At 44.8% G+C, this 25,352-nt stretch carries 26 protein-coding genes and 1 other annotated feature; of the genes, 20 read left to right on the forward strand and 6 right to left on the reverse strand.

The window, feature by feature from the left end:
- Position 1: 1 nt before the first annotated feature.
- From rnc to acpS, 5 genes are all read left to right on the forward strand, one after another.
- On the forward strand, positions 2 to 679 hold the full coding sequence (gene rnc, locus L1D44_RS08800) for a ribonuclease III (RefSeq protein WP_239889782.1): 678 nt from the start codon (positions 2 to 4) through the stop codon (positions 677 to 679).
- On the forward strand, positions 676 to 1,668 hold the full coding sequence (gene era, locus L1D44_RS08805; RefSeq protein WP_239889789.1) for a GTPase Era: 993 nt from the start codon (positions 676 to 678) through the stop codon (positions 1,666 to 1,668). The genes rnc and era overlap by 4 nt, the downstream gene beginning before the upstream one ends.
- 178 nt (positions 1,669 to 1,846) lie before the next feature.
- Entirely contained in the window at positions 1,847 to 2,536 is a 690-nt protein-coding gene (gene recO / locus L1D44_RS08810) for a DNA repair protein RecO (RefSeq protein ID WP_239889797.1), read from the forward strand.
- A 110-nt stretch (positions 2,537 to 2,646) separates the two neighbouring features.
- The gene (gene pdxJ / locus L1D44_RS08815; RefSeq protein WP_220768088.1) at positions 2,647 to 3,384 is read left to right on the forward strand and encodes a pyridoxine 5'-phosphate synthase; all 738 of its coding nucleotides are present in this window, start codon (positions 2,647 to 2,649) and stop codon (positions 3,382 to 3,384) included.
- A gap of 146 nt (positions 3,385 to 3,530) precedes the next feature.
- Complete coding sequence (acpS, locus tag L1D44_RS08820) at positions 3,531 to 3,926, forward strand: holo-ACP synthase (RefSeq protein ID WP_239889799.1); 396 nt, start codon at positions 3,531 to 3,533, stop codon at positions 3,924 to 3,926.
- 7 nt (positions 3,927 to 3,933) lie between these two features.
- Here the strand turns inward: acpS and L1D44_RS08825 are convergent, their stop codons facing one another.
- Positions 3,934 to 4,872: a Dyp-type peroxidase gene (locus L1D44_RS08825; RefSeq protein ID WP_239889801.1), complete on the reverse strand. Its 939-nt coding sequence runs from the start codon at positions 4,870 to 4,872 to the stop codon at positions 3,934 to 3,936.
- A gap of 299 nt (positions 4,873 to 5,171) precedes the next feature.
- Here L1D44_RS08825 and L1D44_RS08830 point away from each other — a divergent pair, with 299 nt between their 5' ends.
- The gene (locus tag L1D44_RS08830; protein ID WP_239889803.1) at positions 5,172 to 6,224 is read left to right on the forward strand and encodes a hypothetical protein; all 1,053 of its coding nucleotides are present in this window, start codon (positions 5,172 to 5,174) and stop codon (positions 6,222 to 6,224) included.
- A gap of 281 nt (positions 6,225 to 6,505) precedes the next feature.
- On the forward strand, positions 6,506 to 7,045 hold the full coding sequence (locus tag L1D44_RS08835; protein WP_239889805.1) for an Mpo1-like protein: 540 nt from the start codon (positions 6,506 to 6,508) through the stop codon (positions 7,043 to 7,045).
- 75 nt (positions 7,046 to 7,120) lie between these two features.
- Here the strand turns inward: L1D44_RS08835 and L1D44_RS08840 are convergent, their stop codons facing one another.
- The gene (locus L1D44_RS08840; RefSeq protein WP_239889813.1) at positions 7,121 to 8,407 is read right to left on the reverse strand and encodes a CNNM domain-containing protein; all 1,287 of its coding nucleotides are present in this window, start codon (positions 8,405 to 8,407) and stop codon (positions 7,121 to 7,123) included.
- Between the two features lie 133 nt (positions 8,408 to 8,540).
- Positions 8,541 to 9,329, reverse strand: coding sequence for a cytochrome c biogenesis protein CcsA (ccsA, locus tag L1D44_RS08845; RefSeq protein WP_239889824.1), 789 nt, complete (start codon positions 9,327 to 9,329; stop codon positions 8,541 to 8,543).
- Between the two features lie 408 nt (positions 9,330 to 9,737).
- Between ccsA and ffh the strand changes: the two genes are divergently transcribed.
- The 11 genes from ffh to L1D44_RS08900 all read left to right on the forward strand — a co-directional run bounded on the left by ffh (position 9,738) and on the right by L1D44_RS08900 (position 20,999).
- A complete protein-coding gene (gene ffh / locus L1D44_RS08850; RefSeq protein WP_220770764.1) occupies positions 9,738 to 11,111 on the forward strand; it encodes a signal recognition particle protein in 1,374 nt (457 codons plus the stop codon).
- Between the two features lie 217 nt (positions 11,112 to 11,328).
- Complete coding sequence (gene rpsP / locus L1D44_RS08855) at positions 11,329 to 11,580, forward strand: 30S ribosomal protein S16 (RefSeq protein ID WP_012154307.1); 252 nt, start codon at positions 11,329 to 11,331, stop codon at positions 11,578 to 11,580.
- A 20-nt stretch (positions 11,581 to 11,600) separates the two neighbouring features.
- On the forward strand, positions 11,601 to 12,131 hold the full coding sequence (gene rimM, locus L1D44_RS08860) for a ribosome maturation factor RimM (protein WP_220770765.1): 531 nt from the start codon (positions 11,601 to 11,603) through the stop codon (positions 12,129 to 12,131).
- 15 nt (positions 12,132 to 12,146) lie between these two features.
- The gene (gene trmD, locus L1D44_RS08865) at positions 12,147 to 12,893 is read left to right on the forward strand and encodes a tRNA (guanosine(37)-N1)-methyltransferase TrmD (RefSeq protein ID WP_239889834.1); all 747 of its coding nucleotides are present in this window, start codon (positions 12,147 to 12,149) and stop codon (positions 12,891 to 12,893) included.
- Between the two features lie 36 nt (positions 12,894 to 12,929).
- Positions 12,930 to 13,283: a 50S ribosomal protein L19 gene (gene rplS / locus L1D44_RS08870; protein WP_220770767.1), complete on the forward strand. Its 354-nt coding sequence runs from the start codon at positions 12,930 to 12,932 to the stop codon at positions 13,281 to 13,283.
- A 457-nt stretch (positions 13,284 to 13,740) separates the two neighbouring features.
- Positions 13,741 to 14,832: a 3-deoxy-7-phosphoheptulonate synthase gene (locus tag L1D44_RS08875; RefSeq protein WP_239889841.1), complete on the forward strand. Its 1,092-nt coding sequence runs from the start codon at positions 13,741 to 13,743 to the stop codon at positions 14,830 to 14,832.
- 14 nt (positions 14,833 to 14,846) lie between these two features.
- Positions 14,847 to 15,986, forward strand: a complete 1,140-nt coding sequence (tyrA, locus tag L1D44_RS08880) for a bifunctional chorismate mutase/prephenate dehydrogenase (RefSeq protein ID WP_239889850.1) — start codon at positions 14,847 to 14,849, stop codon at positions 15,984 to 15,986.
- 302 nt (positions 15,987 to 16,288) lie between these two features.
- Positions 16,289 to 17,953 (forward strand): hydroxylamine reductase, encoded by a 1,665-nt coding sequence (hcp, locus tag L1D44_RS08885; RefSeq protein ID WP_239889852.1) that lies wholly within the window; start codon positions 16,289 to 16,291, stop codon positions 17,951 to 17,953.
- Positions 17,954 to 18,060: 107 nt separating this feature from the next.
- Positions 18,061 to 19,164, forward strand: coding sequence for a hybrid-cluster NAD(P)-dependent oxidoreductase (locus tag L1D44_RS08890; protein ID WP_239889854.1), 1,104 nt, complete (start codon positions 18,061 to 18,063; stop codon positions 19,162 to 19,164).
- 176 nt (positions 19,165 to 19,340) lie between these two features.
- Positions 19,341 to 19,679 carry a hypothetical protein gene (locus L1D44_RS08895; protein WP_239889855.1) on the forward strand — a complete coding sequence of 113 codons (339 nt, stop codon included), beginning with the start codon at positions 19,341 to 19,343 and terminating at the stop codon, positions 19,677 to 19,679.
- A gap of 33 nt (positions 19,680 to 19,712) precedes the next feature.
- Positions 19,713 to 20,999, forward strand: coding sequence for a sodium:proton antiporter (locus L1D44_RS08900; protein ID WP_239889856.1), 1,287 nt, complete (start codon positions 19,713 to 19,715; stop codon positions 20,997 to 20,999).
- A gap of 7 nt (positions 21,000 to 21,006) precedes the next feature.
- Here the strand turns inward: L1D44_RS08900 and L1D44_RS08905 are convergent, their stop codons facing one another.
- Positions 21,007 to 22,980, reverse strand: a complete 1,974-nt coding sequence (locus tag L1D44_RS08905; protein WP_239889864.1) for a chorismate mutase — start codon at positions 22,978 to 22,980, stop codon at positions 21,007 to 21,009.
- Between the two features lie 75 nt (positions 22,981 to 23,055).
- Positions 23,056 to 23,174 (reverse strand) — a sequence feature (Phe leader region).
- Between L1D44_RS08905 and L1D44_RS08910 the strand changes: the two genes are divergently transcribed.
- Entirely contained in the window at positions 23,084 to 23,248 is a 165-nt protein-coding gene (locus L1D44_RS08910) for a hypothetical protein (RefSeq protein ID WP_220770775.1), read from the forward strand. (Overlaps the previous feature by 91 nt.)
- A gap of 47 nt (positions 23,249 to 23,295) precedes the next feature.
- Here L1D44_RS08910 and raiA read toward each other — a convergent pair whose 3' ends face one another.
- Complete coding sequence (raiA, locus tag L1D44_RS08915) at positions 23,296 to 23,658, reverse strand: ribosome-associated translation inhibitor RaiA (RefSeq protein WP_239889872.1); 363 nt, start codon at positions 23,656 to 23,658, stop codon at positions 23,296 to 23,298.
- Positions 23,659 to 23,967: 309 nt separating this feature from the next.
- On the opposite strand from raiA, the gene L1D44_RS08920 reads away from it, so the two are divergent.
- Complete coding sequence (locus L1D44_RS08920; protein ID WP_239889874.1) at positions 23,968 to 24,660, forward strand: cytochrome b/b6 domain-containing protein; 693 nt, start codon at positions 23,968 to 23,970, stop codon at positions 24,658 to 24,660.
- Between the two features lie 75 nt (positions 24,661 to 24,735).
- Here the strand turns inward: L1D44_RS08920 and L1D44_RS08925 are convergent, their stop codons facing one another.
- Positions 24,736 to 25,197 carry a cytochrome c gene (locus L1D44_RS08925; RefSeq protein WP_239889876.1) on the reverse strand — a complete coding sequence of 154 codons (462 nt, stop codon included), beginning with the start codon at positions 25,195 to 25,197 and terminating at the stop codon, positions 24,736 to 24,738.
- Positions 25,198 to 25,352 lie beyond the last annotated feature (155 nt).

Below are 25,352 nucleotides of genomic sequence, written 5' to 3' on the forward strand. Positions count from 1 at the left end.
TATGGAACCGATTAAAAATATTCCACGTTTGTGCCGTACACTAGGGTATGAATTCAGTGAAAAATCATTTTTAGATCAAGCGCTAACTCACCGCAGCGCATCTAACAAGCACAACGAGAGACTGGAGTTCTTAGGAGATTCAATCTTATCGATAGTGATTTCCGATGCGTTATACCACCAGTTTCCAGCGGCGACTGAAGGTGACTTGAGCCGTATGCGGGCAACACTCGTTTGCGGCAAGATGCTGGCTGAAATTGCTATCGAATTTAAACTCGGCGATTACTTAAAGCTTGGTCCTGGTGAATTAAAGAGCGGCGGATTTAGACGCGAGTCGATTCTTGCCGATGCGGTAGAGGCCATTATCGGTGCGATCTATCTCGATTCTGATATCGAGAACTGCCGTAAGCTAGTGCTTAATTGGTATGAGTCGCGTCTAAAGGTGATTGAGCCTGTAAACCAAAAAGATCCGAAAACACTGCTGCAGGAGTACTTGCAGAAGTTTAGAAAACCACTACCAATTTACAGAGTGGTCCATACTGAAGGTGATGCTCACGAGCAAACTTTCACCGTTGAATGTATTGTTGAAGACTTGAGCAAAGCCGTTATCGGAGTAGCGAGTTCACGTAGAAAAGCGGAACAGAGTGCTGCTGCTCAAGTGTTGGAGTTAATTAAGAAATGAGTGACAACAAAGATTTACCTGAAAGCCACGAGCCAAGTTTAGACGAACTACTGGCGAATATGAACAATCCGTCGTCTGCGGTTAAGTACGCAGTGACCTATTGTGGCATGGTGGCGATCGTTGGTCGTCCAAATGTGGGTAAGTCAACGCTGCTGAATAAGCTACTTGGTCAGAAGATCAGTATTACCTCTAAGAAGCCGCAAACAACGCGTCACCGTATCATGGGCATTCACACCGATGGTCCGCGTCAGGTGGTGTTTATCGATACGCCTGGTCTTCATATTGAAGAGAAGCGCGCGATTAACCGCTTGATGAACCGCGCCGCAGCGAGTTCGTTAGCGGAAGTCAGCTTAGTGGTATTTGTCGTCGATGGTATGAACTGGACACCAGACGATGAGATGGTTCTGCGTAAACTGCAGAGTCGTGATGATGGCCGTAAGACGATTCTTGCGATCAACAAAGTCGATAACATTAAAGATAAAGAAGCACTCTTCCCACATCTTGAAGAGTTATCGAAGAAGTTTCCTTTCGATGAAATTTTGCCGATTTCTGCAACTCAAGGTACCAACGTACAACGTATCTTAGATATGGCCGTCGAGTCGGTGCCAGAATCGCCACATTACTTCCCTGAAGATTATGTGACAGACCGTTCGCAGAAGTTTATGGCGTCAGAGATCGTTCGTGAAAAGCTAATGCGTTTCTTGGGTGACGAACTGCCCTATGATTGTACGGTAGAAATCGAACAGTTTAAGATGATGGAAAACGGTGTTTATCAGATCAACGCGTTAGTATTAGTAGAGCGCGAAACGCAAAAGCGTATGGTGATCGGTAATAAAGGCGAACGCATTAAGAAGATTAGCTCTGCAGCTCGCGTCGATATGGAAGTCTTGTTCGATAATAAGGTGTTCCTAGAGATGTGGGTCAAGGTTAAGTCTGGCTGGGCCGATGATGAGCGTGCACTACGCAGCCTTGGCTACGGTGACGAATAATACTAAGCCTTAAGCTCTAAGTTTTATCGAAAATGGTGCCTCTTTTTAGTGATAAGAAGAGGCATTTTTATAACCAGTATATTAACGAGTTCCCCGTTTTTTTCAGTTTACAAACGGCTTGTTGGTTTTATGATACTGATTGGCATTAACGCTATTTTGCAAACGGAATAAGATAATCATGGAGCGTGGATACGTTCTTCACAGCAGGCACTTTCGTGACTCGAGTGTCATCGTTAACTTACTCGTCGATGGTGTGGGGAGAGTGGATGCTGTGGCGCGTTTAGGTAGCGCTAAAAACTCTATACGCAGTATCTTACAGCCGTTCCAGCCACTAATTTTTCAGTTGCATGGCAAAACCGATCTTAAAAACCTAAAGCAAGTTGAAGCTGCCAGTCCTGCGGTGCCACTTTGCGGCGATTGTCTATACTCAGGGCTCTATCTTAATGAGTTATTGATCCGCAGCTTAACGGTGCAGCACAGCGCGGAGAGCCTATTTTATGAGTATCATCGTACGCTCATTGCTATGGCGACTGAATTTGAGCAAAGCCAGCTTAGATACTTTGAGCATGCGCTGTTAAAAGAGTTAGGCACCATGCCATCTTTGGATTTTGACCCCAGTGACGCGCCGATAACACCTAGTGGTTTCTATCGTTTAGATCAAGACCATGGTTTTACTCCAGTGATCACAACCGAGTTTAATCGACATAAGTTCTTCACAGGAGAGATGTTGGTGGCGTTAAATCAACGAGCACTTAGCGTTGAGCACTTTCATGAGGCTAAGAAATTGATGCGACTGTTGTTAGCACCGGTGCTTGGGGATAAACCACTTCATTCACGAAGCTTGTTCGTCAAGCGAACCAAGGGTTAGCTTAACCCTCTTCAAAAGCGCTAAATGATTTTAATTTGACTCGCTGGATAAACACTATAGCTACCAGTACAATAGTTTTTTTATCTGTGTTGAATTTTTAAGGAATAATCATGAGCCGGATCTTATTGGGCGTTAACATCGATCATATTGCGACTCTACGACAGGCACGCGGGACCAATTATCCAGATCCAGTTCAAGCAGCAGCGGTTGCCGAGCACGCAGGTGCCGAAGGCATTACTATTCATCTGCGTGAAGACCGTCGCCATATTACAGATAGAGACGTTTATATTTTAGCTAAGACGCTAAAGACTCGAATGAACTTCGAAATGGCTGTCACTGAGGAGATGCTGGATATTGCCTGCGATATTAAGCCAGCTTATGTGTGTTTAGTACCGGAAAAGCGTGAAGAGCTGACGACCGAAGGTGGTCTAGACGTTGCGGGTCAGCAAGATAAGATTGCCGCAGCAGTTGAGCGTCTGACTAAGCTTGGTATTAAGGTCTCTCTGTTTATCGATGCCGACAAGACTCAGATCGATGCCGCCGTTGCCGTTGGCGCACCAGTCATTGAAATTCATACGGGCTGTTACGCCGATGCCGAAACTGATAGCGAACAAGCTGCTGAACTACAACGTATTACCGAGATGGCAACTTACGCCCATGGTAAAGGCTTAGTGGTTAATGCCGGTCATGGCTTGCATTATCACAATGTAAAAGCGATTGCGGCTATCCCAGAGCTGTATGAGCTTAATATCGGTCATGCGATTATTGCTCGTGCTGCTATCGATGGTTTAGCGACCGCCGTACGTGATATGAAACAGTTGATGTTAGAAGGCCGTAGAGGCGAATAAGCTTTTAGATCATCATTACCTATAAGCCGAGACATGAGTTCTCGGCTTTTATTTATGCCTATAAATTAGGTATTAGAAATAGAGAGTAACGTCGCTTAGGCCATTTAGCTAGCCTGAGTTAGTTTAGGGTTAAATAGGGAAGCATTATGATTGTTGGTTTAGGCACTGACATTGTTGAAATCGCGCGAATTGAGGAGCGTATTCCTAATGCAGGCGATGATGCGCTATTAAGCTGTCGTTTAGCAAAGCGAGTGTTAACCAAAGCCGAGTTTGCCCTCTTTGTGGCATCGAGCCAACCAGGGCGATATCTTGCAAAGCGCTTCGCGGCTAAAGAGGCTGTAGGCAAAGCATTAGGAACAGGCATAGGCCGAGGCGTGTCGTTTCAACATATAGAGATCAGCAATAATGCCAATGGTGCTCCCTTAGTGACCCTTAGTGACGGCGCCGCCCAGCGCTTAGCTCAGCTTGGTGGAAGCCGAGCACACCTCTCGATCGCAGATGAGAGGCACTATGCAACGGCTACGGTGATCTTAGAAAGCTAATGTATGCCTAATCGCCGAATTGCTCTAGAAAGGCTGTAGATGGCATAAAGAACAGGCAGCCAGTCTTAGCCTCTACAAAGTCGAGTAGACGGTCGTAGTGACCCTGTTCGTCCGCATTGATCATCTGGCTTAGTGAGGTTTCAATGATCGATGGTGTGGCGGCAAAACCAACAAACATGGTGCCATGTTCCAAGGCGTTACCGTAGGGGCGATTTTGTCTGAGCATTTTAATCTCTTCACCATCGATCTCCACTTTGCTTTTCGCGTTGTGAGCCCAAGCGGGTTTAACGTCATCACTTAGCTCTACATTATCCATCTTGGTGCGGCCAACCACCTGCTCCTGATATTCAGTACTCTGTTTATCCCATTGATCCTGACGGTCGACATAGCGCTGAACATGTAGGTAGCTACCACCTTGATGCAGTGCCACATCGTCAGCAACCAACACCGCCTCGGTGCGTTCCTTGCCGACAGGGTTTTCCGTGCCATCGACAAAATCAATCATATCGCGATTATCTAGGTATTTATAACCTTGGATATCTTCAATTAAGTTAGCAATATCGTTAAAGCTATTGCGAATATATTTAGCTGCCTGAAAATTAAGATCGATACGCTCGGACTTTATCATGACGAAGATATCACCAGGCGTCGATGGGAAGTGGCGTTCGCCATTACTCATCTCAGGAAAGGCATGCAGCTCGCTTGGTATTGGCAGATCTGGGAACAGCTTCGGCCAGGCATTAGCTGAAAAACCGATGGAAATATTCAGCCCAGCAGTGAGATCTTTTTGGTTGATAGATTTTTCTATGCCAGAAAGACTGGCAATGCAGTCGCCGATAGCATCTGCACACTCTACTTGGGGGAGCAGTGAAAAGGTGAGGTATTCTACATGTGAGCTAGGGTTGGACAGAACGCCGGGTTGGGCAAGTGAATATAGCTGTGTCATTAACTGTGTCTCCATAGGATCAAATTAGGAGTGATGATTGCTTTACAAAGTGTAGTGGAATTCATCGAGCTTAAAAACTATACGCCTTTGGTTAGTAATGTGAAATGAACTCTAGTTAATCTGGATTTTAGTGATGCTGGTTATGAATCTGCCGATAAAACCAAGACTTCAGTTTATGTTGTTTGTGAACGGCTCTCCCTCTGTGTATCCTGCAGTAGTTTTATCTAAGCTTATGTTTTACAAGATGCTAATTAACCTAGATTGTTGTCTATTTAAATTTAATTACAAGAGCAAGTCAGATGCCGTTTATCACTAGAACAAAGCGTTATACCTATCTTATAGGGCTGATGATAAGTGTTGGAGCGTTAACGGGGTGCGGCGGTGACATACAGCTTCCTATTAGTGAGGACGACCTAGAGCTAACCTCCTGTGACGCGAAATATCAAAGTGATTGCCCTGAGACTTATCGTGGCGAACTGTTTACAGGCATTGCGACCAGTTATGCTTATGGCAAGGCATTTTATAGAGCGGCTCAGTATCAAGATGGAGTCGAGTATGGCTATAGTTTCTCGACACTTGACAATCAACTAACTGAAACTGCTTGGTATAAGGCGGGTAAGTTAGACGGTAAACAAATCAGTTACCATTTTTCAACCACAGGAAAACCACAATGGGTGAGACTGTATCAAGCTGGTGTGAAAACTGAGCAGTGGCTTTATGATGAGCTGGGCGTAATTACCAGCTATAAGCGTTTTGAAGGCGACAAAGAGGTTGAGAGCATCAGTTATGAAAAGGGCCGTGAATGGCGTTTGTATTATTTTGTTGATGGTGAAAAGCGGCAGCGCCACAAGGACTATTATGCTAGTGGGCAACTTGAGAGTGATAGTGAATTCATTTATGCCGATTATAAGAAACTTAATGAGAAAACCTACTATCCTAGTGGTCGTTTAAGAAGTCAATTTAACTACGACAGAGCAAGCAAAAGTGGGGTGTTAGAAACCTACAGCTCAGATGGCTGGCGCCGGTCAGAGCAGCATTATGGCTATAACCCACTAAAAACTCGCCATGGCGTGCAGTTAACCTTTTGTGGTGAAAATGGTCGAGTTGAGTCTCGCGAACATTACAACATGGGCGTGGCTGATGGCGAGTTTGCTCATTATCACTGTAATGGTCAGTTAATATCCAAGCGAACCTATGTCAACGGCGTGGTGACAGATAAACAGATTAAAATCTATGATGAGAATGGTCTGGCGGTGGTTATTAAAAAGCTTGATGGCAAAGGTAAGGTCACACAGGAAAGCTATTATGATGATGAAGCTGCTAAATGGGTAACTTATTCGACGACTGAGTAGCCGCAATAAAGGTTCCGCTGCTTTGGAAGGCATAGTGATTCAGCATAAGCTGCTTTATGACCGAAGTTTACAGTCTAAAACGCTATTTTGAACTTTTACTCTATTAAAATGTGACAAGATCCATTAGGTTAATATTTAGTTAAATAAGATGGGCTTTTTAAACAGGCTAGCGCGCTTTTAGTTGTTGGTTAAGGCTGAGAGCTCGTCAAATCACGGACTAACGTTTAACAAAGTGACTTGAAAAAGTGCTTATAGAGGGCGCTTATAATGGAGAAGAGCAGATGAAATCCGCCGAAGAACAGCTATCTACCTACAAGAGTGTGCATTTAAATCCAAAAAATATTAAGACCCATTTTGTTGGGATCCCGCTGATTATCTGGTCGCTTTTTTTATTGCTGAACTTAATCCCTGTTAATTTTGCCATATCAGAGGATCCGGTTATTACCTTTAACGTTGCCACAATTTTTACTGTTGGGGTGCTTATTTACTATGTGTTTTTACATGCGAGGTTAGCGGTAGGCTTAGCACTGTTTATTATTCCTGTGCTTTATACTTCAAGTTTAGTGGCGCAAACATCGAATGCATTGTGGATAGCGCTAGCGGTATTTTTTGTCGGCTGGGTGATCCAGTTTATCGGTCATCACTATGAAAAAGCCAAACCTGCCTTTGTTGATGATTTAAATCAGCTGTTGATTGGCCCGTTTTTCTTGATGGCAGAAGTGTATTTTATGTTAGGCATGGAAAAGAAACTCTTAGCCGATATAACGCCAATGGCGAGAGATAAACGCAGAGCCATAGAGGCAGCCAAGAAGTCGACATAGTCGTATGAGTACTCCCCCCAGCAAAAGAAACTGTAAAAAAGGCGCCGATTGGCGCCTTTTTTACATCGTTCTTATTCAGCTATTAGCTGGCTTTTTTGGTGCGAGATAATGCATGGGCATGACACGAACGGTTTTAATCATGTTATCTGCCACATCAATCACTTCTAGTGGATAGCCATATAGACGCATAGAGGTGTTTGGCTCGGGGATATCTTCTAGGTATTCCAGCACTAAACCATTAATGGTCTTAGGCCCATCGATAGGGAAGTGCCAGTCCATCTCCTTATTGAGTTCGCGAATATTGATACTAGCCTCAATCAGATAACTACCATCTTGCTGTGGGGTGATATCTTCGCTCGGTGGCGCGACCATCGAGGTAGTAAAGTCACCGACAATCTCTTCCAAAATATCTTCTAATGTCACTAAGCCCTGAATATCGCCATACTCATCAACAACTAAGCCGATGCGTTCTTTATTATGCTGAAAGTTCGACAGCTGTACATTGAGTGGGGTTGCTTCCGGAATAAAGTACAGCTCTTTTACCGCGCGCAAGAGTGATGATTTACTAAATTGTCCTTTAGATTGAAGGCGCAGCGCATCTCTTAGGTGGACAAAGCCTACTGCGTCATCGATTGTGTCGCGATAGAGTAATACTCGGGTGTGTGGGCTTTGAATGACCTGCTTATTGATGCTCTTGAAGTCATCATTGATGTTGATGGCATATAAGTCTGAGCGTGGGATCATGATGTCATCTACGGTGACGTTCTCCAGATCCATGATTGAAAGCAGCATCTCTTGGTGGCGCTGTGGTATAAGCGCGCCTGCTTCATTCACAACGGTTCGAAGCTCCTCTTGGCTTAGGGCATCATCGGCTTTTACTGAGTGGATCCCCAATAGACGCAAGAAAGTTGAGGTAATAAAGTTAACGACTTTGACTAACGGGGAGAGGACGACTAACAGGCCCCGCAGGATAATGCTAGAAGGAAAAGCGATGCGTTCTGGATGCAGCGCCGCAACGGTTTTTGGAGTGACCTCGGCAAAGACCAGAACCACCAAGGTTAATACACCGGTCGAGATGGCGACCCCCACATCACCAAATAAACGTATGCCAATAATGGTCGCAATAGCCGACGCGAGAATATTAACTAGGTTATTGCCGATAAGAATAAGCCCAATCAGTCTGTCGGGCCTTTCAAGCATCATAGTGGCGCGTTTAGCCCCTTTATGACCACTATTAGCTAAGTGACGAAGGCGGTAGCGGTTGAGCGACATCATGGCGGTTTCTGAGCCAGAGAAGTAGGCTGAGAGTAAGATTAAGACGAACAAAATAGTTAAAAGTACGCCAGTGGATATATCGTCCAAAAGTTGGAACTCCGCTGTGGTTTAAAGAAAGGGCGAATAAAAAGGCACTAAAAATTAGTAATTACAGAAGTTTCGAGAGGGTGTCAAGTTTGACCCGCCAGAGTTAGACGGGTCAATAGACGAAAGTTGAGTCTTAGCTGAGGATCAACTCTTTAACTACACGGGCGCCGAAGTAGGCTAAAGAGAGTAGGATACCACCGGTTAAGGTGTAGGCGACAGCCGCTCTAATACGACAACCGACCCAATACTGCTGGGCTAACATCGCGATATAGACACACCAAGCCATGATGGATAGTACCGCTTTATGGCCTTTGCCCTCTTCAAACATATCATCGAGGAAGATGAAGCCTGTTGCGAGTGATAAGCTTAATAAAATCACACCCACAATCACTAGATGATAAAGCTGCTTTTCAACAGTCATCAGTGGCGGCATGGCCGAGGTCATCACCAGTTTTTTGCTCTTAAGGCGGTTTTGAATAATCGCTAATTGAATGGCGTAGAGCGCGGCGATCATCAGGGCACTATAAGCCATTAATGACAACACAACGTGAACTAACACGTCTGGATGGATTTCAAAATGAATAATGTATTCTGGTGGCACTAGCCAAAGCAGTGCAACCGATATCACCGAACAGGCATAGACAACAGGCAGTACGACGATAACTTTGAGCCTGAATAGCAAGATGGTAAAGCTGAAGGTGATGATCCAGTTAACCATAGATATCACATTGGTTAAGCTAAAGTTTTGCCCATCACCTGTCACAATGGCTTGATATAGCGCCGCAGCGTGTAATACAACACCAACGGCAGCCACGCCAGCGACTAACTTTCTGTTTGGACCGTCAACATGAAAAAGTCGGCTTGCGACGAGAACCAAAGCAATACTGTAAAACAACATGGCTGAAGCTGAGAAAATAACCATTGAGTATTAACCTATTTGTTTTATAAACCTGATGCGTTAACACATGCTTTTAATGTTTGTGTAAAGCAGACTAACTGACTTGCATACTAGCGTGATTCATACCTGAGTTAAATCACTGAGTGAACTAAAATATCGTGTCTCGTCAGCCCGCGAAAGTCATTTCGACTTTAATCACTAAGTTAGCACGTAACATTATGGTGTAGAATAGCATGAGCTAATGGGATTTGGGCAGTGACCTCGGTTGCAAAAATAGGTCGATTTTTTGCCTTATAAGTGATTTTTGGCCATTTTTTATCTTTAACAGTCGTTAGTTGTCAAAGTAACTTGATTCATTCTGTAGCATAATTACTGGGCATCGCTATAATACAGCCCTATCAATAGCAATTTTAAACGGTAAAGAACTGGATAATGTTTGAGAACTTAACTGACAGATTGTCACGGACTCTGAAAAATATCAGTGGCCGTGGTCGCTTAACGGAAGATAACGTTAAGGAAACCTTACGCGAAGTCCGCATGGCTCTTCTTGAGGCTGATGTTGCCTTGCCTGTGGTGCGTGAATTCGTAAATAGCGTTAAAGAACGCGCTGTTGGACAAGAGGTTTCAAAGAGTCTAAGTCCAGGCCAAGCCTTTATTAAGATCGTTCAAAGCGAACTTGAAAACGCCATGGGCGAGTCGAATGAAGCTTTGGATCTATCGGCTCAACCGCCAGCAGTCATCATGATGGCGGGTTTACAAGGTGCCGGTAAAACGACCAGTGTTGCCAAACTGTCTAAGTTCTTACGCGAGCGCTCAAAAAAGTCGGTGCTTGTTGTTTCGGCTGACGTATACCGCCCTGCGGCGATCAAGCAGCTAGAAACCTTGGCTGGCGAAGTGGAAGTGGAGTTCTTTCCATCAGATGTTAGCCAAAAGCCAGTCGATATTGCTAACGCTGCGATTGCACATGCTAAATTAAAGTTTATCGATGTCGTTATCCTCGATACTGCAGGTCGCCTGCACGTAGACGAAGCGATGATGGATGAGATTAAAGAGCTTCATGCTGCAGTTAAGCCTGTTGAGACGCTGTTTGTCGTCGATGCGATGACGGGTCAAGATGCAGCCAATACTGCTAAAGCGTTTAACGAAGCCTTACCGCTAACTGGTGTGGTACTGACAAAAGTCGATGGTGATGCACGTGGTGGTGCGGCGCTTTCTATTCGTCATATCACGGGTAAGCCAATTAAGTTCTTGGGTGTCGGTGAAAAGACCGATGCACTCGAGGCGTTTCATCCTGAGCGTGTAGCGTCACGTATTCTAGGTATGGGCGATGTGCTATCTCTTATCGAAGAGGTTGAGCGTGGCGTAGACCAAGAAAAGGCGATGAAGCTTGCGGCTAAAGTCAAGAAGGGCGGCAGCTTTGATTTAGAAGACTTCCGCGAGCAGCTGCAGCAAATGAAGAATATGGGCGGCATGATGAACATGATTGAGAAGCTACCAGGTGTGGGGCAATTACCACCTGAAGCGCTTGCTCAAGTTCAAGATGGCAAAATGACTGGGCAGATGGAAGCGATTATCAATTCTATGACTCCTGGTGAGCGTCAGCGTCCTGATATCATCAAAGGCTCGCGCAAACGCAGAATCGCGATGGGTTCAGGCACACAAATTCAAGATGTGAACCGTTTACTTAAGCAGTTCACCCAAATGCAGAAAATGATGAAAAAAATGTCATCGAAAGGTGGCATGAAAAAGATGATGCGCGGCATGAGTGGTATGCTGCCTCCTGGCATGAAAATGCCGGGCCGCTAGGCTATCTTTAGATTCTGCAAAGTCAAATTTACAGACTAGATTGAATTTCAATCTGGTCTGTAAATCGTTTTAGGTGTAAAAAACGCCGATTACGGTTGCATTCGCCGGTCAGTCAGGTAAAATCTGCCGGCTTTCTATCTGGGGCTCTCCGCGAACACGGAGTTTCAGTTTTTACTTTTGCTTGATAAAAAGCAAATCATTAGAGGATACAAAACGCATGGTTACCATTCGTTTAGCTCGTGGCGGCGCAAAAAAGCGTCCATTTTATAACATCGTTGTAGCTGACAGCCGTAACGCCCGTGACGGTCGTTTCATTGAGCGTGTTGGCTTTTTTAACCCTGTAGCTCGTGGCCAAGAAGAAGCTCTACGCTTAGATCTTGACCGTGTTGAGCACTGGGTTGCTAACGGTGCTGCTACTACTGATCGTGTAGCAAAATTGATCAAAGACGCTCGTAAAGCTGCTGCTTAATAGCGTTAGGGTATAGATTGATGAGTAGTAAACAAGAACCTGTCATCCTTGGCAAAATTGGTTCAAGTTATGGCATTAAAGGTTGGTTGAAGATCACTACCTATACCGACTCTGTTGAAGGTATTTTTGACTATTCACCTTGGCTTATTAAAGAACAAGGCGAATGGCGCGAGGTTAAAGTCATCCAGTGGCGTTTCCAAGGTAAAGCAGTCGTTGCTTGTCTTGAAGGCGTAACAACACGGGACGAGGCTCAGGCGCTCACAAACTGTGAGATCGCCGTAACCCCGGAACAGATGCAAGAACTTCCAGAAGATGAATTCTACTGGCGAGATCTTATCGGATGTGAAGTGGTTAATACCAAAGGCTATAACATGGGGACGGTACAAGAGATCGTGGAAACAGGATCGAATGACGTACTTTTAGTTAAAGCAAACGCGAAAGATGGCTTTGGCAAAGCGGAACGTATGATTCCCTTTGTTACTGAACAGTTCATCCAAAAGGTGGACTTGGCAGCAAAACAGATTTTAGTGGATTGGGATCCGGACTTCTAAGTCGAGGTACAACATATGTGGTTAGGGGTAGTAACCCTGTTTCCCGAGATGTTTCGTGCCGTAACAGATTTTGGTGTAACGGGTCGTGCAGTTAGCAAAGGGTTGCTAGAGTTGCAAACGTGGAATCCTCGAGATTTCACCCATGATAAACATAAAACAGTGGATGATCGCCCATATGGTGGTGGCCCTGGAATGTTAATGATGGTGCAGCCTCTACGTGACGCTATTCATGCAGCGAAAGCTGCAGCTGGAAACGAGGCAAAGGTGATTTACCTTTCTCCTCAAGGCCGTAAGCTGACACAGCAAGGCGTTGAAGAGTTAGCGCAATCATCCAGTTTGATTTTGGTGTGTGGACGATACGAAGGTATTGACGAGCGCATCATTCAGACTGAAGTGGATGAAGAGTGGTCGATTGGAGATTACGTGCTTTCGGGCGGTGAGCTTCCAGCGATGACTCTGATTGATTCAGTATCAAGATTGGTTCCTGGCGTGCTAGGAAAACAAGCTTCCGCAGAGCAGGACTCCTTCTCTGATGGTTTACTGGATTGTCCCCACTATACGCGTCCTGAAAGTTTGGATGGTTTGGATGTTCCAGCCGTATTGCTAAGTGGCAACCACGAACATATTAGACGCTGGCGTCTACAGCAAAGCCTAGGTAGGACTTTGTTGAGACGGCCAGAATTACTTGAAAATCTAGCTCTGACTGGCGAACAAGAGAAGCTTCTAGCTGATTTTGTTGACACCATCAAACAAGATGATTAGTCGAAGCGCAGTTATTACTAGTATGGAGTTTATTTAATGAATAACATCATCAAAATGCTCAACGAAGAGCAAATGAAAACCGACGTACCACAATTTGGTGCCGGTGATACAGTAATTGTTAAAGTACGTGTTGTAGAAGGCGGTAAAGAGCGTCTACAGGCGTTTGAAGGCGTTGTAATCGCTAAGCGTAACCGCGGCGTTCACTCTGCATTCACAGTACGTAAAATCTCTAATGGTGAAGGTGTTGAGCGTGCGTTCCAGACTCACAGCCCAATCATCTCTAGCATCGAAGTTAAGCGTCGCGGCCGTGTTCGTCGTGCTAAGCTTTACTATCTACGTGATCGTTCAGGTAAGTCTGCACGTATCCGTGAGAAGCTTGCTACTAAGTAATTTAGTACTCGCTATAAATAAGATGCAGTGTTCGCACGAGAAACCGCCTATATGGCGGTTTTTTGTTGCCTAAATTTGCTATTTTCGTCACCCACCTTCAACATTTCCCCTTTTTCAGCATAAGCTCCCAAGTAGTATAAAAGCCACTCAGCCTATTTAGCTCCTATGCTCAAATTCAAGCTAGCGTGGTGCAAGCTTGTATGATTCATAGCGCAAGCTGAGGTCGTTATTGCTCCCCTATGTAACTATTCACTCAATAACCTAAGATTAGAATTTTTCATTTATTGGAAATGCCCCTTGATCTTATATCTGGGTAAAGGCATAGTGTTCCCAAGGTGTAATGGTGTACCGTTACGCTATTATCCTTGATGAATAGTTTACATAATCGTAGAGACGTCTTCCGTGTAGTAAAGGTCGTTGAGTTATAGAGCAGATAAGAGATTAACAGGTGGTAGTCATGCAACAAGATACAATTAACAATGTCCATATTAGTTCTGAGCAAGTGTTAGTGACTCCTGAGGAGTTAAAGCGCGAGCTACCTCTGTCTAAGCATGCCTACCAATATATCCTCAACGCGAGAAAGACTGTTGCAGATATTGTCCATAAGCGTGATAACCGCGTACTAGTGATCTCGGGTCCTTGCTCGATCCACGATATAGAAGCGGCCAAAGAGTATGCCCTTAAGTTGAAGAAGCTGCATGATGAACTTGGTGAGCAGTTTTTTGTGTTGATGCGAGTCTACTTTGAGAAGCCACGCACCACCGTAGGCTGGAAAGGGATGATTAACGATCCTGATATGGATGAGTCATTCGATGTGGATAAGGGGCTTAGGCAGGCTCGCGAGCTGATGATCTGGCTGGCCGAACTGGAGTTACCTGTAGCGACAGAAGCGCTCGACCCCATTAGCCCACAATACATGTCAGAGTTGGTGACCTGGTCGGCCATAGGCGCACGCACCACTGAATCACAGACCCACCGCGAGATGGCATCAGGCCTTTCTATGCCGGTAGGCTTTAAGAACGGCACAGATGGGAAACTTGGGGTGGCCATCAACGCATTAGAGTCCGCTGCTAGCCCTCACCGTTTCATGGGGATAAACCAGCAGGGACAGGTTGCACTGCTGCAAACGGCCGGCAATCCTGACGGTCATGTGATTTTACGTGGTGGCAAACAGCCTAACTACGATGCTGCCAGTGTGGCGGAGTGTGAGATTCAGCTGCATGGAGCCAATCTGAGTGCTCGCCTCATCGTCGATTGTAGCCATGGTAATTCATCTAAAGATCACAATAAGCAAAAGCCTGTTTGTGAGGATGTGTTTAATCAAATTGCAATGGGTAATAAGTCTATTATCGGTGTGATGCTTGAGAGCCATCTAAACGCAGGCAGGCAGAGTAGTGATCTACCAATGGAACAACTCGCCTATGGTGTGTCAGTAACCGATGCCTGTATTAACTGGCAAACCACTGAAGCACTATTACGCGAGGGAGCCGAAGTGTTAGCCTCGGTATTACCGGCAAGATTTGATATGCTAAAAGTTGCAAACGACTGATGGAAGAAACAAAGATGAATGAGAAGACCACCGCAGAGCTTGAAAATCTACGAGGTTTGATTGACGGTGTCGATCAGCAGTTGCTGCACCTGCTACGTAAACGATTAGATTTAGTCGCTCAAGTAGGGGCGGTAAAGCACGGTGCGGGTTTACCTATCTATGCTCCCCAGCGCGAGGCCAATATGTTGGCTAAGCGGCGAGAAGAGGCTAAGGCGATGAATGTGTCACCGCAGCTCATTGAAGATATCCTGCGCCGACTGATGCGCGAGTCCTACCTTAATGAGAAAGATGTCGGCTTTAAGCAGGTGAAAGCCGACTTAGGCCATGTGGTTATCGTGGGCGGTGAGGGTAAACTTGGTGGCTTGTTTTCACAGATGCTGACACTTTCAGGTTATGAGGTCAGGTCGCTTGATAAAGATGACTGGGCCAATAGTGAGACTATTTTCGATGGCGCAGGCTTAGTGATTGTCACTGTGCCCATCAATATCACCTGTGAGCTGATAGCTCAAAGGCTGACTAATTTGCCGAAGGATTGTATTTTGGCAGACTTGACCTCGATTAAAGGCGCGCCGATGGAAGCGATGCTTGCAGCACATTCGGGTCCAGTGCTTGGCCTGCATCCGATGTTTGGTCCCGATGTGGGTAGCCTAGCTAAACAGGTCGTAGTCGTGTGTCATGGCCGAGATAGCGAGGCTTATCAATGGCTGATTGAGCAGATCCAGATCTGGGGCGCACGTATTGTCGAAACGGAACCGACTAAACACGATAAGGCGATGCAACTGGTACAGGCTATGCGCCACTTCTCCTCTTTTGTATATGGTTTAAATCTTTATAAAGAGGAGGCGGATATTGAGTCTCTACTGCAGTTTAGCTCGCCAATCTACCGCTTAGAGCTAGCCATGGTAGGTCGACTATTTGCACAAAGCCCTGAGCTTTACGCCGATATTATTTTTGCCCAAGAGGAAAGTTTAGTGGCCATCAGCGATTATCTCGATAATTACTCTCAAGCCTTGTCTATTCTCAAGTCTGGTAACCGAGAAGCATTTGTCGCCCAGTTTGAAGAGGTCTCTCGCTGGTTTGGTGACTTTGCACCACAGTTCCAAAGAGAGAGTCGTGCGATGCTGCAATCGGTTAACGATATGAAAACTGGCTAGTGTGTTGAACCACAGAAACAATATTGAAAAGGAGCTTAGGCTCCTTTTTTGTGCCCTTAACAGAGCTTTTAGGGGGATTGAGTTCTAGGGGGGATTTTAAGTTACTATTTTTATGAGTGTTTATTTCAATCATCGGCTAAATCCATACCGCCTAAATAAATGTATTAGACATTACTTAAAGTGATCTCTTTCATAGTTTTGCCCATTAGTTTCAGAAAGTCCTTTAGCTATTTTCCAAGAAGCGTAGACTAATCTTAAAACATGTAAAAAATATGCATGATTAAAAAATAGGAGTTAGTGTCGTGTTTTGTATTCAATGTGAGCAAACAATTAGAACACCTGCGGGTAATGGCTGTAGCTACACTCAAGGTATGTGCGGTAAATCATCTGATACTTCAGACTTACAAGATCTGCTTATCTATATTCTCCAAGGCGTTTCATCTTACGCAGCGTTAGCTCGTGAAGTCGGTATTATCGACCACGAAATTGATACCTTTGTGCCGAAAGCATTCTTCGCTACGCTAACTAACGTTAACTTCGATGATGACCGTATCATCGCCTACACCACTCAGGCTGAAACATTCCGTAATCGCTTAAAAGCGGCTTATGAAGCTAAGTGTAGCGAACTCAATATCGAAGCAAAGCCAATGAATGCACCGATGCAGCTGGTATTGGGCGCGACTAAACCTGAAATGCTAACTCAGGCGCTTCAAGCTGTACCTAATCGTGGTAAAGATGAAGTTCATGAAGATATCATGGGCCTACGCTTACTTTGCTTGTATGGTCTAAAGGGCGCGGCAGCATACATGGAGCATGCTCGTGTACTGGATCAAACGAGTGATGAAGTTGCCGGTGAATTCCATGAGATCATGGCTTTCCTAGGTGAAGACTCTGTCGATGCAGACAAGCTATTTAACACTGCAATGCAGATCGGCCAGCTTAACTACCGCGTGATGGCGATGCTCGATGAAGGTGAAACCCACGCCTTTGGTCACCCAGAGCCGACACAGGTTAACACTAAGTCTGTAAAAGGTAAGGCTATCTTAGTGTCTGGTCATGACATGAAAGATCTTGAGCTAATCCTTGAGCAAACTGAAGGTAAGGGCATTAACGTCTATACCCATGGTGAGATGTTGCCTGCATTGGCTTATCCAGAGCTTAAGAAGTACTCGCACTTAGTGGGTAACTACGGTAGCGCATGGCAGAATCAGCAAAAAGAATTTGCGACATTCCCAGGCGCAGTTGTAATGACGTCTAACTGTATCATCGACCCAAATGTGGGTGACTATTCGGACCGTATCTTCACTCGAAGCATCGTAGGTTGGCCTGGTGTGACTCACTTAGTTGGTGATGATTTCAGTGAAGTGATTGCCAAGGCGGAGTCGCTAGAAGGCTTTATCTATGATGAGATCCCCCATCTAATCACCATAGGTTTTGCGCGCAATGCACTGATGGCCGCTGCGCCGACCGTAATTGAGAATGTGAAGAGTGGTGCAATCAAGCATTTCTTCTTGGTCGGTGGTTGTGACGGTGATAAGCAGGAGCGTGGTTACTTCACCGATATCGCGACTCAAGCGCCAGCAGACTCGGTTATTCTGACTCTGGGTTGTGGTAAGTATAAGTTCAACAAACTTGAGTTCGGTGACATCAACGGTATCCCACGCCTGCTAGATATTGGTCAATGTAATGACTCATACTCAGCGATTCAGCTTGCTATCGCACTGTCTGAAGCCTTTGAGTGTGACATCAATGAGCTACCGCTAACATTAGTGCTATCTTGGTTTGAGCAGAAAGCCATTGTTGTACTATTGACGTTACTATCTCTCGGTGTGAAGAACATTATCACTGGCCCAACAGCGCCGGCTTTCTTAACCCCTAACCTGGCAAAAGTGCTAGAAGAGAAGTTTGGCCTTCGTAATACCACAACCGTTGAAGCGGATCTTAATCGCATTCTTAACGTGGCATAACGGCTAAACCGTTGCTTATGATGTAAGTCAAAGTGGCCGCCAATGTGTGGCCACTTTTAGCTTAGGGATAACTCGCTTTAAGCGGGATAGGTAGGTTTTGAGTGAATATGGCAATCAATAAACAAGCGTCTACGGCAGAGTCTTTTTCCGCAGTACAATGGCAGTCTGGTGAGCACCAATTGGTGTGTGTTGAAAAATGGAGTGAAACTCATGATGTAATGAGCTTTCGTTTCCAAGGAACGCAACCGGTTAAGTTTCATTTTAAGCCTGGGCAGTTCTTAACGCTATTGCTTGAAATTAATGGTGAGAAAATTGCGCGCAGTTATACCATTAGCTCTTCGCCTTCTCGCCCTTATTCAATAGTATTAACTGTTAAGCGTATTGAAGGTGGCAAGGTTTCTAACTATTTGGCCGATAACCTTGAAGTGGGTCATATGGTGCGAGCGCTGGGGCCTGACGGTGTGTTTAACCTGGTTGATATTCAAGCCGATAAGTATCTATTCTTAAGTGCAGGCTGTGGTATCACCCCCATGTACTCGATGTCGTGTTGGTTAACCGATACTGAAATCGGCCCAGATATCAGCTTTGTTCACAGTGCTAAATCAGACAACGACCTGATTTTTGAGAGCTCACTGGCGCAGATGGCAAAGCGAAGTGAGAAGTTTACGCTTAACTATATTTTAGAAGAGCCTGGTGAATCTCTTAATGAGTATACCGATCCTTTGGCTGGTCGATTAAGTGGTGAAAGGCTAGAGCGCTTGGTGCCAGATTATAAGACTCGAACCGTGTTTGTTTGCGGCCCTGAGCCCTATATGCAAGCGGTTAAAGCACTGCTTGAGTCATTGGGCTTTGATATGAGCCAGTTCCATCAAGAAAGCTTCGGTAGTTTTAAAGGCGATAGTGCAGAGCTTGATGCGGCTAAAGAGCAAGCGACAAGTCACACCACTGATACGAGTGGCTTTATGTTGAGCATCGGTGACAGAAATCGCCCCTTATCTGCAGAGCAAACACTGCTTGATGGTATTGAGGCTGAAGGCTTACCTATTATCGCCGCTTGCCGTTCGGGCGTTTGCGGTGCCTGTAAGTGTAAAGTTGTTGAGGGGGAAGTCGAGTCTTCGAGCCAGATGGCGTTAACGCCTGACGAGATAGCTCAAGGCTACGTGTTAGCTTGTTCTACTAAGTTAAAGTCTGATACGAGACTAGAACTTTAGATTATCCTTTCAGTGTTATCAATTGGGTTTGTTCAAGTCAATTGGATTAAATTACTGAAATAAATCAGATGCGAAAGTTGCGTAACTCACAATGAGAAAGTAAGGTTAAAGACAGGCATGATGGATTTGCGCCTGTCTTTTATATCAATTGATATCATCTTTCGATGGAGTGGCGTATGGCATCAACATTACATTCTCAGTCGCTAGCGCTAGAAGACACGAGTCTTGCGCATCTGCTATATGCGCTTATGGCATGTTTTCCTATCATGCTGTTGCCTGCCGCCCTAAGCTTACTCATTAACCTTTACCAACCTCAACAAAACCCTAATAGCATATTGGCTATTCATTTGCGCTGGCAACGCTGGTCTATTATAGGGATGTTTTTACTGATGACTACAGGCTACTTAGCGGCTCAAGTATGGTTAAGTGCGGCGCTTTATGTCATCGCTGCGGTATGGTTCAGTGGTAGGATAATTAAAGGTTGGCTTAGCCTAATTGAAGGTCGAACTATTTAACTTTTTCTGTCAACTCCCACCCGAGGCTCGCTTGTGACCAGTTATGAAATCCTCTGCCTGCTTTCTGCGCTCGCTTTAGTTATTTCACTCATCTCTTCACGATTACACCGTTGGCAACAGACAATCACCATAACGGCATTAGCATTATGTTTAAGCTTAGTTATCTTGATTGCCGGTAAAATTTTCGGACTAGAACTGTATTCCACCTTAGTAACCGATCTGGAGCAACTCGACTTTAAAGCGCTGCTGCTCAATGGCATGTTAGGCTTTCTATTATTTGCAGGGGCGTTGCAGATAAAGCTTAATGTTTTGAAACAACAGAGGTGGGAAATCTTAGTTTTGGCCTTTGTTGGCACTGTGCTGTCAACTTTGATCATTGGTGGCTTACTGTATGTTTTGTCTGGTGTTTTAGGCCTTCCGCTTAAGTTTAGCTATTGCTTACTGTTTGGAGCGCTGATCTCACCAACCGATCCGATAGCTGTGTTGGCCATTATCAAGCAGCTTGGTGCGCCCGAGGATATCGCGATACAGGTAGAAGGGGAGTCGCTATTTAATGATGGTATCGGCTTAGTTATTTTTGTAGCTATTTCTCAGGTCGCCTTCTCTACCGAGCCATTGACCTTTAGCAGTGTGACAGGACTCTTCATACGTGAAGCTATGGGTGGTGTGATATATGGAGCGTTATTAGCCGTGATTTTGCACGGCATGCTGCATCTCTCAGAGGAGCGCACCCAATACTTACTGATGACATTGCTGGTTCCCACTGCTGGTTATGTTGTTGCCGATATGCTTGGGGTTTCAGGACCATTAGCTATGGTGACTTGCGGCATTATTATCGGAAACGTCAGTGTCCCTAAACTGCTAAAAGAGAGTGAGTGGGGGCATCTTGATAGCTTTTGGTTATTGATTGAGTCTTTCTTTAACTCATTGCTTTTCTTGTTGCTGGGCTTGTTGTTGCTGCTCATTCATTTCGATGCCGAGTTATGGTGGTTTATGTTGCTTTCAGTTCCTATCGTACTCATCGGTCGGATCATTAGCATTTACCTGCCTTATTATGGTTTTAGGCGTTTTAGAGACTATAACTCTTACGCGGAAAAGATCTTGGTCTGGGGTGGGCTACGGGGAGGTTTAGCGCTAGCGATGGCGATGAGTCTGCCTACTGGAGTGATACTGGTGACTGGCAGTCATATTGATCTTAGAGAGTTGTTGATGGTGATGACGTACGCGGTCGTGGTGTTTTCGATTTTAATACAAGGTACCACTATTCCGATTCTGATTGATAAGAGTAACGCCGAGCAAGTTGCTCGGCGTAAACCTTAACTTAGGGTTAGTGATATAGATTTCTCAATAGCTCATTAAGTAACTCGGGGTTTGCTTCGAGGGCTGATGCTTCAAGCGCATTTAGGTTAAGCATCATACCATCGCCCTTCAACTGCTTAATCGCTCTAACAAATGTAGCCATCTGCTCTGTTTCGATGGCATAGCTTGGGTTCACTACAATAGGTAAGTGACTAAGGGCTTTTAGCTCAACGAGGGCAGCTAAGTCGAGAGACGGTCTACCTGAATTATTCAGAGTACTTACACCTGACTCGCATAGAATGAGCTGCTGGTTACCTTGGCCTAGCAGTGTTTCGGCTGCATCGAGCAGGTCATCGACACTCGCCATCGTATTTCGCTCTAGCACCACAGGAATAAGCAAGGAGCCGAACTGAGTTAATATTGCTTGGTTGTACATCAAATTACCCGACAACATCACCACATCGGCAAATTGAGTCGCAATGGGAAGGTCTGTTTCATGCTCAATAACCAATACATTGACTAGATCGAACTGTGTTAGCACGTGCTTAAACTTAGCGATTGAGTTAATTAGATCGCTTTGCTGGCTTAAACCTTGGATAGCCACAGCTTGGAAACCAGACTCTTTTAGATGCTTGGCCAATTGCTCAAATTGTTGAAGATCTAGTGGCAGTTGCACCTGAGCGATGGCACCGATATTTCCGGCGCCTAAATTTAGTTGACCGCAGAGAACCTGTGTCGCCTCGCTCTTGTATTGCTTGCTAACACGTAGCTGCTTAGCTGGCTCCGTTGCATTGACCGTCGTCGCCTTAGAGGTGTCAGGCTCTATCATCAATTGGCTATTGCTGAGTTGAGTCGGTTTAACTGTTTCACAGGGGTAGCAGCCAAGCACTTTAATAAAGCGAGTGGTCTTTTCTAACTCTTTCAGCGCAGCCTGCATTGGCTCGCTGGAAAGGTTGGCGTCAACATCTAAGTAGAACATCTCTTCCCAAGGGGTACCTGGAATAGGGCGAGACTCAAGTTTACTCATGTTGAGATTACGGGCCTTTAAAACTAATAGTGCTTCAACTAGTGCACCGGGCTTCTGTCCTGTGGCCATAATCAGAGTGCACTTTGCCGGCAGTTGAGAGGGGACTTCGACGGCTTTTCTAGCGACAACGATAAAACGGCTTTGGTTAACTTTTTGATTGGCTAGGCCGGTTTCAATAGCCTCAAGTTGATACAGGGCACCACCTTCGGCGCTACCTATAGCGGCAACACTGTTATCGTTTGCATTACAGACTTTTTCCATCGCTTCTGCACTGCTAGAGCAATACTCTAGTTTAAATTCACCATGTTGGCTCAGATAGCGGCTACATTGGCTGATTGGCTGAGGGTGAGCATAAACGGTTTTGATATCACTAATATTGCTATCGCTGTTAGCCAGTAGGCAGTGACCAACTTCTATAGTTGTCTCTCCAACGATGGCAAGACTCGTGTGCTGCAATACGTCATAGACTTCATTAATTGAGCCCGATGAGGTGTTTTCAATTGGTAGGAAGCCATAATCGGCATGGCCAGATTCGACGGCTTGCACGATTTCATCGAAGCTCTGACAGCCTAGATCTTGCATCTTTACTTGGCGTCGATCACAGTATCGACTCGCAGCGAGGTAGGAATAGGAGCCTCTAGCGCCTAAGTAGGCGATACAGTATTGTTGTTGCTGTGTCTCAGGGTTGGCACGGCCATGGAGGTAGGCTTGTTGATTCAGCACTGAGTCTTCGATAATGCTTTGGTACAATGAGATAACATAGTGGGCATCTAAGCCTTGTTCTCGGCCTTGCTTCACTAGGCGAGATAACAATTCTTTCTCTCTAGTTGTATCGCGTATAGGCCTTACATCAACCTCTTTACTACGGGCGACATCTAAACTTAACTCTCGGCGCTTAGCAAGCAGGGCCAGTAGTTCATTATCGAGATTGGTGATCTGTTCTCGAGTGTGATTTAAGGGTTGTGGTTTACTCATCTTAGCCTCTGAATCTAATTATGCTCTCAATACCCATAGTGGATAAACCTACGTATATATGCTTATCTTTGCTGATATAAAAAAGCCTCCCGTGTGGGAGGCTTTGGAATTTTCACTTTCGTTTTCACACCAAAATTCCGCCTCCGAGGGTGGGGGGCATAAAAAAGAAAGTAAAAATAACAGTATGGATTTTGTTCATGGAATTAAAACTAAAGGGGTGGGAGAAGCGTGTCAATCAAAACTTGGTTTTATTGAGTTTTTTGCATAAAAAAGCGCACCCGAAGGCGCGCTTTGCATTAAAACATAACAATGATATCAAGCTGCGTATTCCTCCTCTAAGTTGTCATCAAAGTCGTCATCAATGGCATCATCTTCTACTTTAAGTGCTGCGTGACGTTGACTTTCTGGTTTATGAGTCAGGCGATTTAGCTGTTTCTCCAGCTTTTGTCCCATTGCATTAATTGCTGCGTAAAGGTCATCGTGTTTCGCCTGGGCAAATAATTTGGCACTTGGTATGCCTACAGAAGCTTCAATCTTAAAACCTTGTTTCTCCTGTAGTATAATAATGTGTGGATTAATTAGCTGCACATCGTGTCGTGCTAATTTTTCTAATCTGGTCTCAATACGTTCGCGAATAGATTCAGTAACTTCGAAATGCTTGCTAGTAATCTTTATCATATGTCGAACCTTTTGTTGTTTCCTTGAGTTCAGATTACCAACCTGCGACGCGAAAGTCGTGATCTAAATCACGTTTTAATAGGTGTTTTGTACTGTTCGCCTTTTATTTGATCACTTAGACAAATATAGCCAATAATTGGCCAAATTTCCTTGTAAACAGCAAAAAACCAAGTCATATTGGGTTGGATAAGTCCCCCCTTATTTAGCGCTAATGTCGAAATTATTAGTGTAAATAACCCCATAGCACTCACATAATTCCCGCTTTATAATGACGTCTTGAAACCAATTAATTTTCGAGAGCGGCTGATAATGGAACAAAATTTAGTCAAGGTTAAAGTCTGGGATATCCCGACAAGAATTTTCCACTGGGCACTGTTGTGTTTGCTAGGTGGTTTGTGGTGGACAGCTGATGCAGGAGAGATGGAGTGGCATCAGATTTTAGCTTATGGCTTGATGGTGTTAATTGGGGTAAGGCTTATCTGGGGCGTCATAGGTAGCGAAACATCGCGCTTCAGTCATTTTATTCATTCCCCAAAAAAAGTGATCGCTTATCTCGTAAAAACTCGACGTGAAGGGATCTCAGCTTCGATTGGTCATAATCCGATTGGAGGCTATATGGTGATCACGCTTATCTCGCTGATTTGTATTCAGCTTATAACGGGGTTATTTGCTACTGATGAGATCTTTACTGAAGGTCCGCTATATTCTTTAGTGAGTTCGGACACTGCGAGCCAGTTAACTTGGTTACATAAAAAGAATTTTGATCTGATTTTGATTTTGGCAGCCATTCATGTTGTTGCCGTGCTAGTTCATATGGTTAAAGGCGATAGAATTCTAGGGGCTATGTTTAGCGGTTATAAAAAGCTGCCTGCATCAACCTTGGAAGCAGATAAAGCAACACAACTGAGTTTCGCCTCCTTGATAAAAGCGCTGGTTTTAGTTGTGGTTATCGGTGGACTTGTCGTCAATTATTTAATGTTGCCAGTGATCAATATGCTTTAATGGTGCACCCTGTATCAACAGATATAAAAAAGCCTGTATAAACAGGCTTTTTTTGTTATTTAACAGACTAGAGCTTTAGTCTTTTTTGTACATATCATGGCAGCCCTTACAGCTTTTACCTGTATTGCCAAAAGCCTTCTTTAGATCTTTCTTATTGCCGCTACTTGCAATGGTAGCAAGTATTGCTGCATTTTCTTGGAACGTTTTCATCTTGGCGTCAAAGTCAGCTTTATCACTCCAAATTTTTGCTAAGGCTTCAGTGTCACCTTTGTCTGAGCCTGGGATAAAACCTTCAAGTGGCAGTTTAGATAAAGCGGCTACGTTGTCAGCACGCATAGCAAAAACTTCAGCGTTAAAATCTTTCTTACCTTTTAGCATGGCGCCCATGTCACCAAAGTTGTAAGCAATCAAGCTAAAAGCTGATTGACGGTAGTGGACTGCATCTTCGGCTTCTTTAAAGTTATTCGCTTGAGCGCTGGTGGCCAATGTTACTGTTGCAAGCAGTGCGCTAATGCTCATTACTAGAGTTTTTTTCATATCGGATCTCACGTTTTTATTATGTTATGTGAACTTAATCGACTCATTGTAGCCAGAATTATCAAGCTGAATCCAATCGTTTTTTAGTTTAGTTACGCTTAGTTACAAATACTGTCTATCTATGCCTGATTCAGCTTAAGCTAATTAAATGGGAG

The organism is Shewanella sp. Isolate13 (genome assembly GCF_022398325.1).
In the GTDB taxonomy this organism is placed as follows: Bacteria; Pseudomonadota; Gammaproteobacteria; order Enterobacterales; family Shewanellaceae; genus Shewanella.

Coding starts and splice junctions, on each gene's coding strand:
- L1D44_RS08925 (WP_239889876.1), bottom strand. CDS start 25,197: ATGAAAAAAACTCTAGTAATGAGCATTAGCGCACTGCTTGCAACAGTA.
- ccsA (WP_239889824.1), bottom strand. CDS start 9,329: ATGGTTATTTTCTCAGCTTCAGCCATGTTGTTTTACAGTATTGCTTTG.
- recO (WP_239889797.1), top strand. CDS start 1,847: ATGGAGCGTGGATACGTTCTTCACAGCAGGCACTTTCGTGACTCGAGT.
- tyrA (WP_239889850.1), top strand. CDS start 14,847: ATGAATGAGAAGACCACCGCAGAGCTTGAAAATCTACGAGGTTTGATT.
- rnc (WP_239889782.1), top strand. CDS start 2: ATGGAACCGATTAAAAATATTCCACGTTTGTGCCGTACACTAGGGTAT.
- rimM (WP_220770765.1), top strand. CDS start 11,601: ATGAGTAGTAAACAAGAACCTGTCATCCTTGGCAAAATTGGTTCAAGT.
- L1D44_RS08875 (WP_239889841.1), top strand. CDS start 13,741: ATGCAACAAGATACAATTAACAATGTCCATATTAGTTCTGAGCAAGTG.
- L1D44_RS08835 (WP_239889805.1), top strand. CDS start 6,506: ATGAAATCCGCCGAAGAACAGCTATCTACCTACAAGAGTGTGCATTTA.
- trmD (WP_239889834.1), top strand. CDS start 12,147: ATGTGGTTAGGGGTAGTAACCCTGTTTCCCGAGATGTTTCGTGCCGTA.
- L1D44_RS08895 (WP_239889855.1), top strand. CDS start 19,341: ATGGCATCAACATTACATTCTCAGTCGCTAGCGCTAGAAGACACGAGT.
- acpS (WP_239889799.1), top strand. CDS start 3,531: ATGATTGTTGGTTTAGGCACTGACATTGTTGAAATCGCGCGAATTGAG.
- L1D44_RS08825 (WP_239889801.1), bottom strand. CDS start 4,872: ATGACACAGCTATATTCACTTGCCCAACCCGGCGTTCTGTCCAACCCT.
- rplS (WP_220770767.1), top strand. CDS start 12,930: ATGAATAACATCATCAAAATGCTCAACGAAGAGCAAATGAAAACCGAC.
- pdxJ (WP_220768088.1), top strand. CDS start 2,647: ATGAGCCGGATCTTATTGGGCGTTAACATCGATCATATTGCGACTCTA.
- L1D44_RS08830 (WP_239889803.1), top strand. CDS start 5,172: ATGCCGTTTATCACTAGAACAAAGCGTTATACCTATCTTATAGGGCTG.
- L1D44_RS08920 (WP_239889874.1), top strand. CDS start 23,968: ATGGAACAAAATTTAGTCAAGGTTAAAGTCTGGGATATCCCGACAAGA.
- era (WP_239889789.1), top strand. CDS start 676: ATGAGTGACAACAAAGATTTACCTGAAAGCCACGAGCCAAGTTTAGAC.
- L1D44_RS08890 (WP_239889854.1), top strand. CDS start 18,061: ATGGCAATCAATAAACAAGCGTCTACGGCAGAGTCTTTTTCCGCAGTA.
- L1D44_RS08905 (WP_239889864.1), bottom strand. CDS start 22,980: ATGAGTAAACCACAACCCTTAAATCACACTCGAGAACAGATCACCAAT.
- rpsP (WP_012154307.1), top strand. CDS start 11,329: ATGGTTACCATTCGTTTAGCTCGTGGCGGCGCAAAAAAGCGTCCATTT.
- raiA (WP_239889872.1), bottom strand. CDS start 23,658: ATGATAAAGATTACTAGCAAGCATTTCGAAGTTACTGAATCTATTCGC.
- ffh (WP_220770764.1), top strand. CDS start 9,738: ATGTTTGAGAACTTAACTGACAGATTGTCACGGACTCTGAAAAATATC.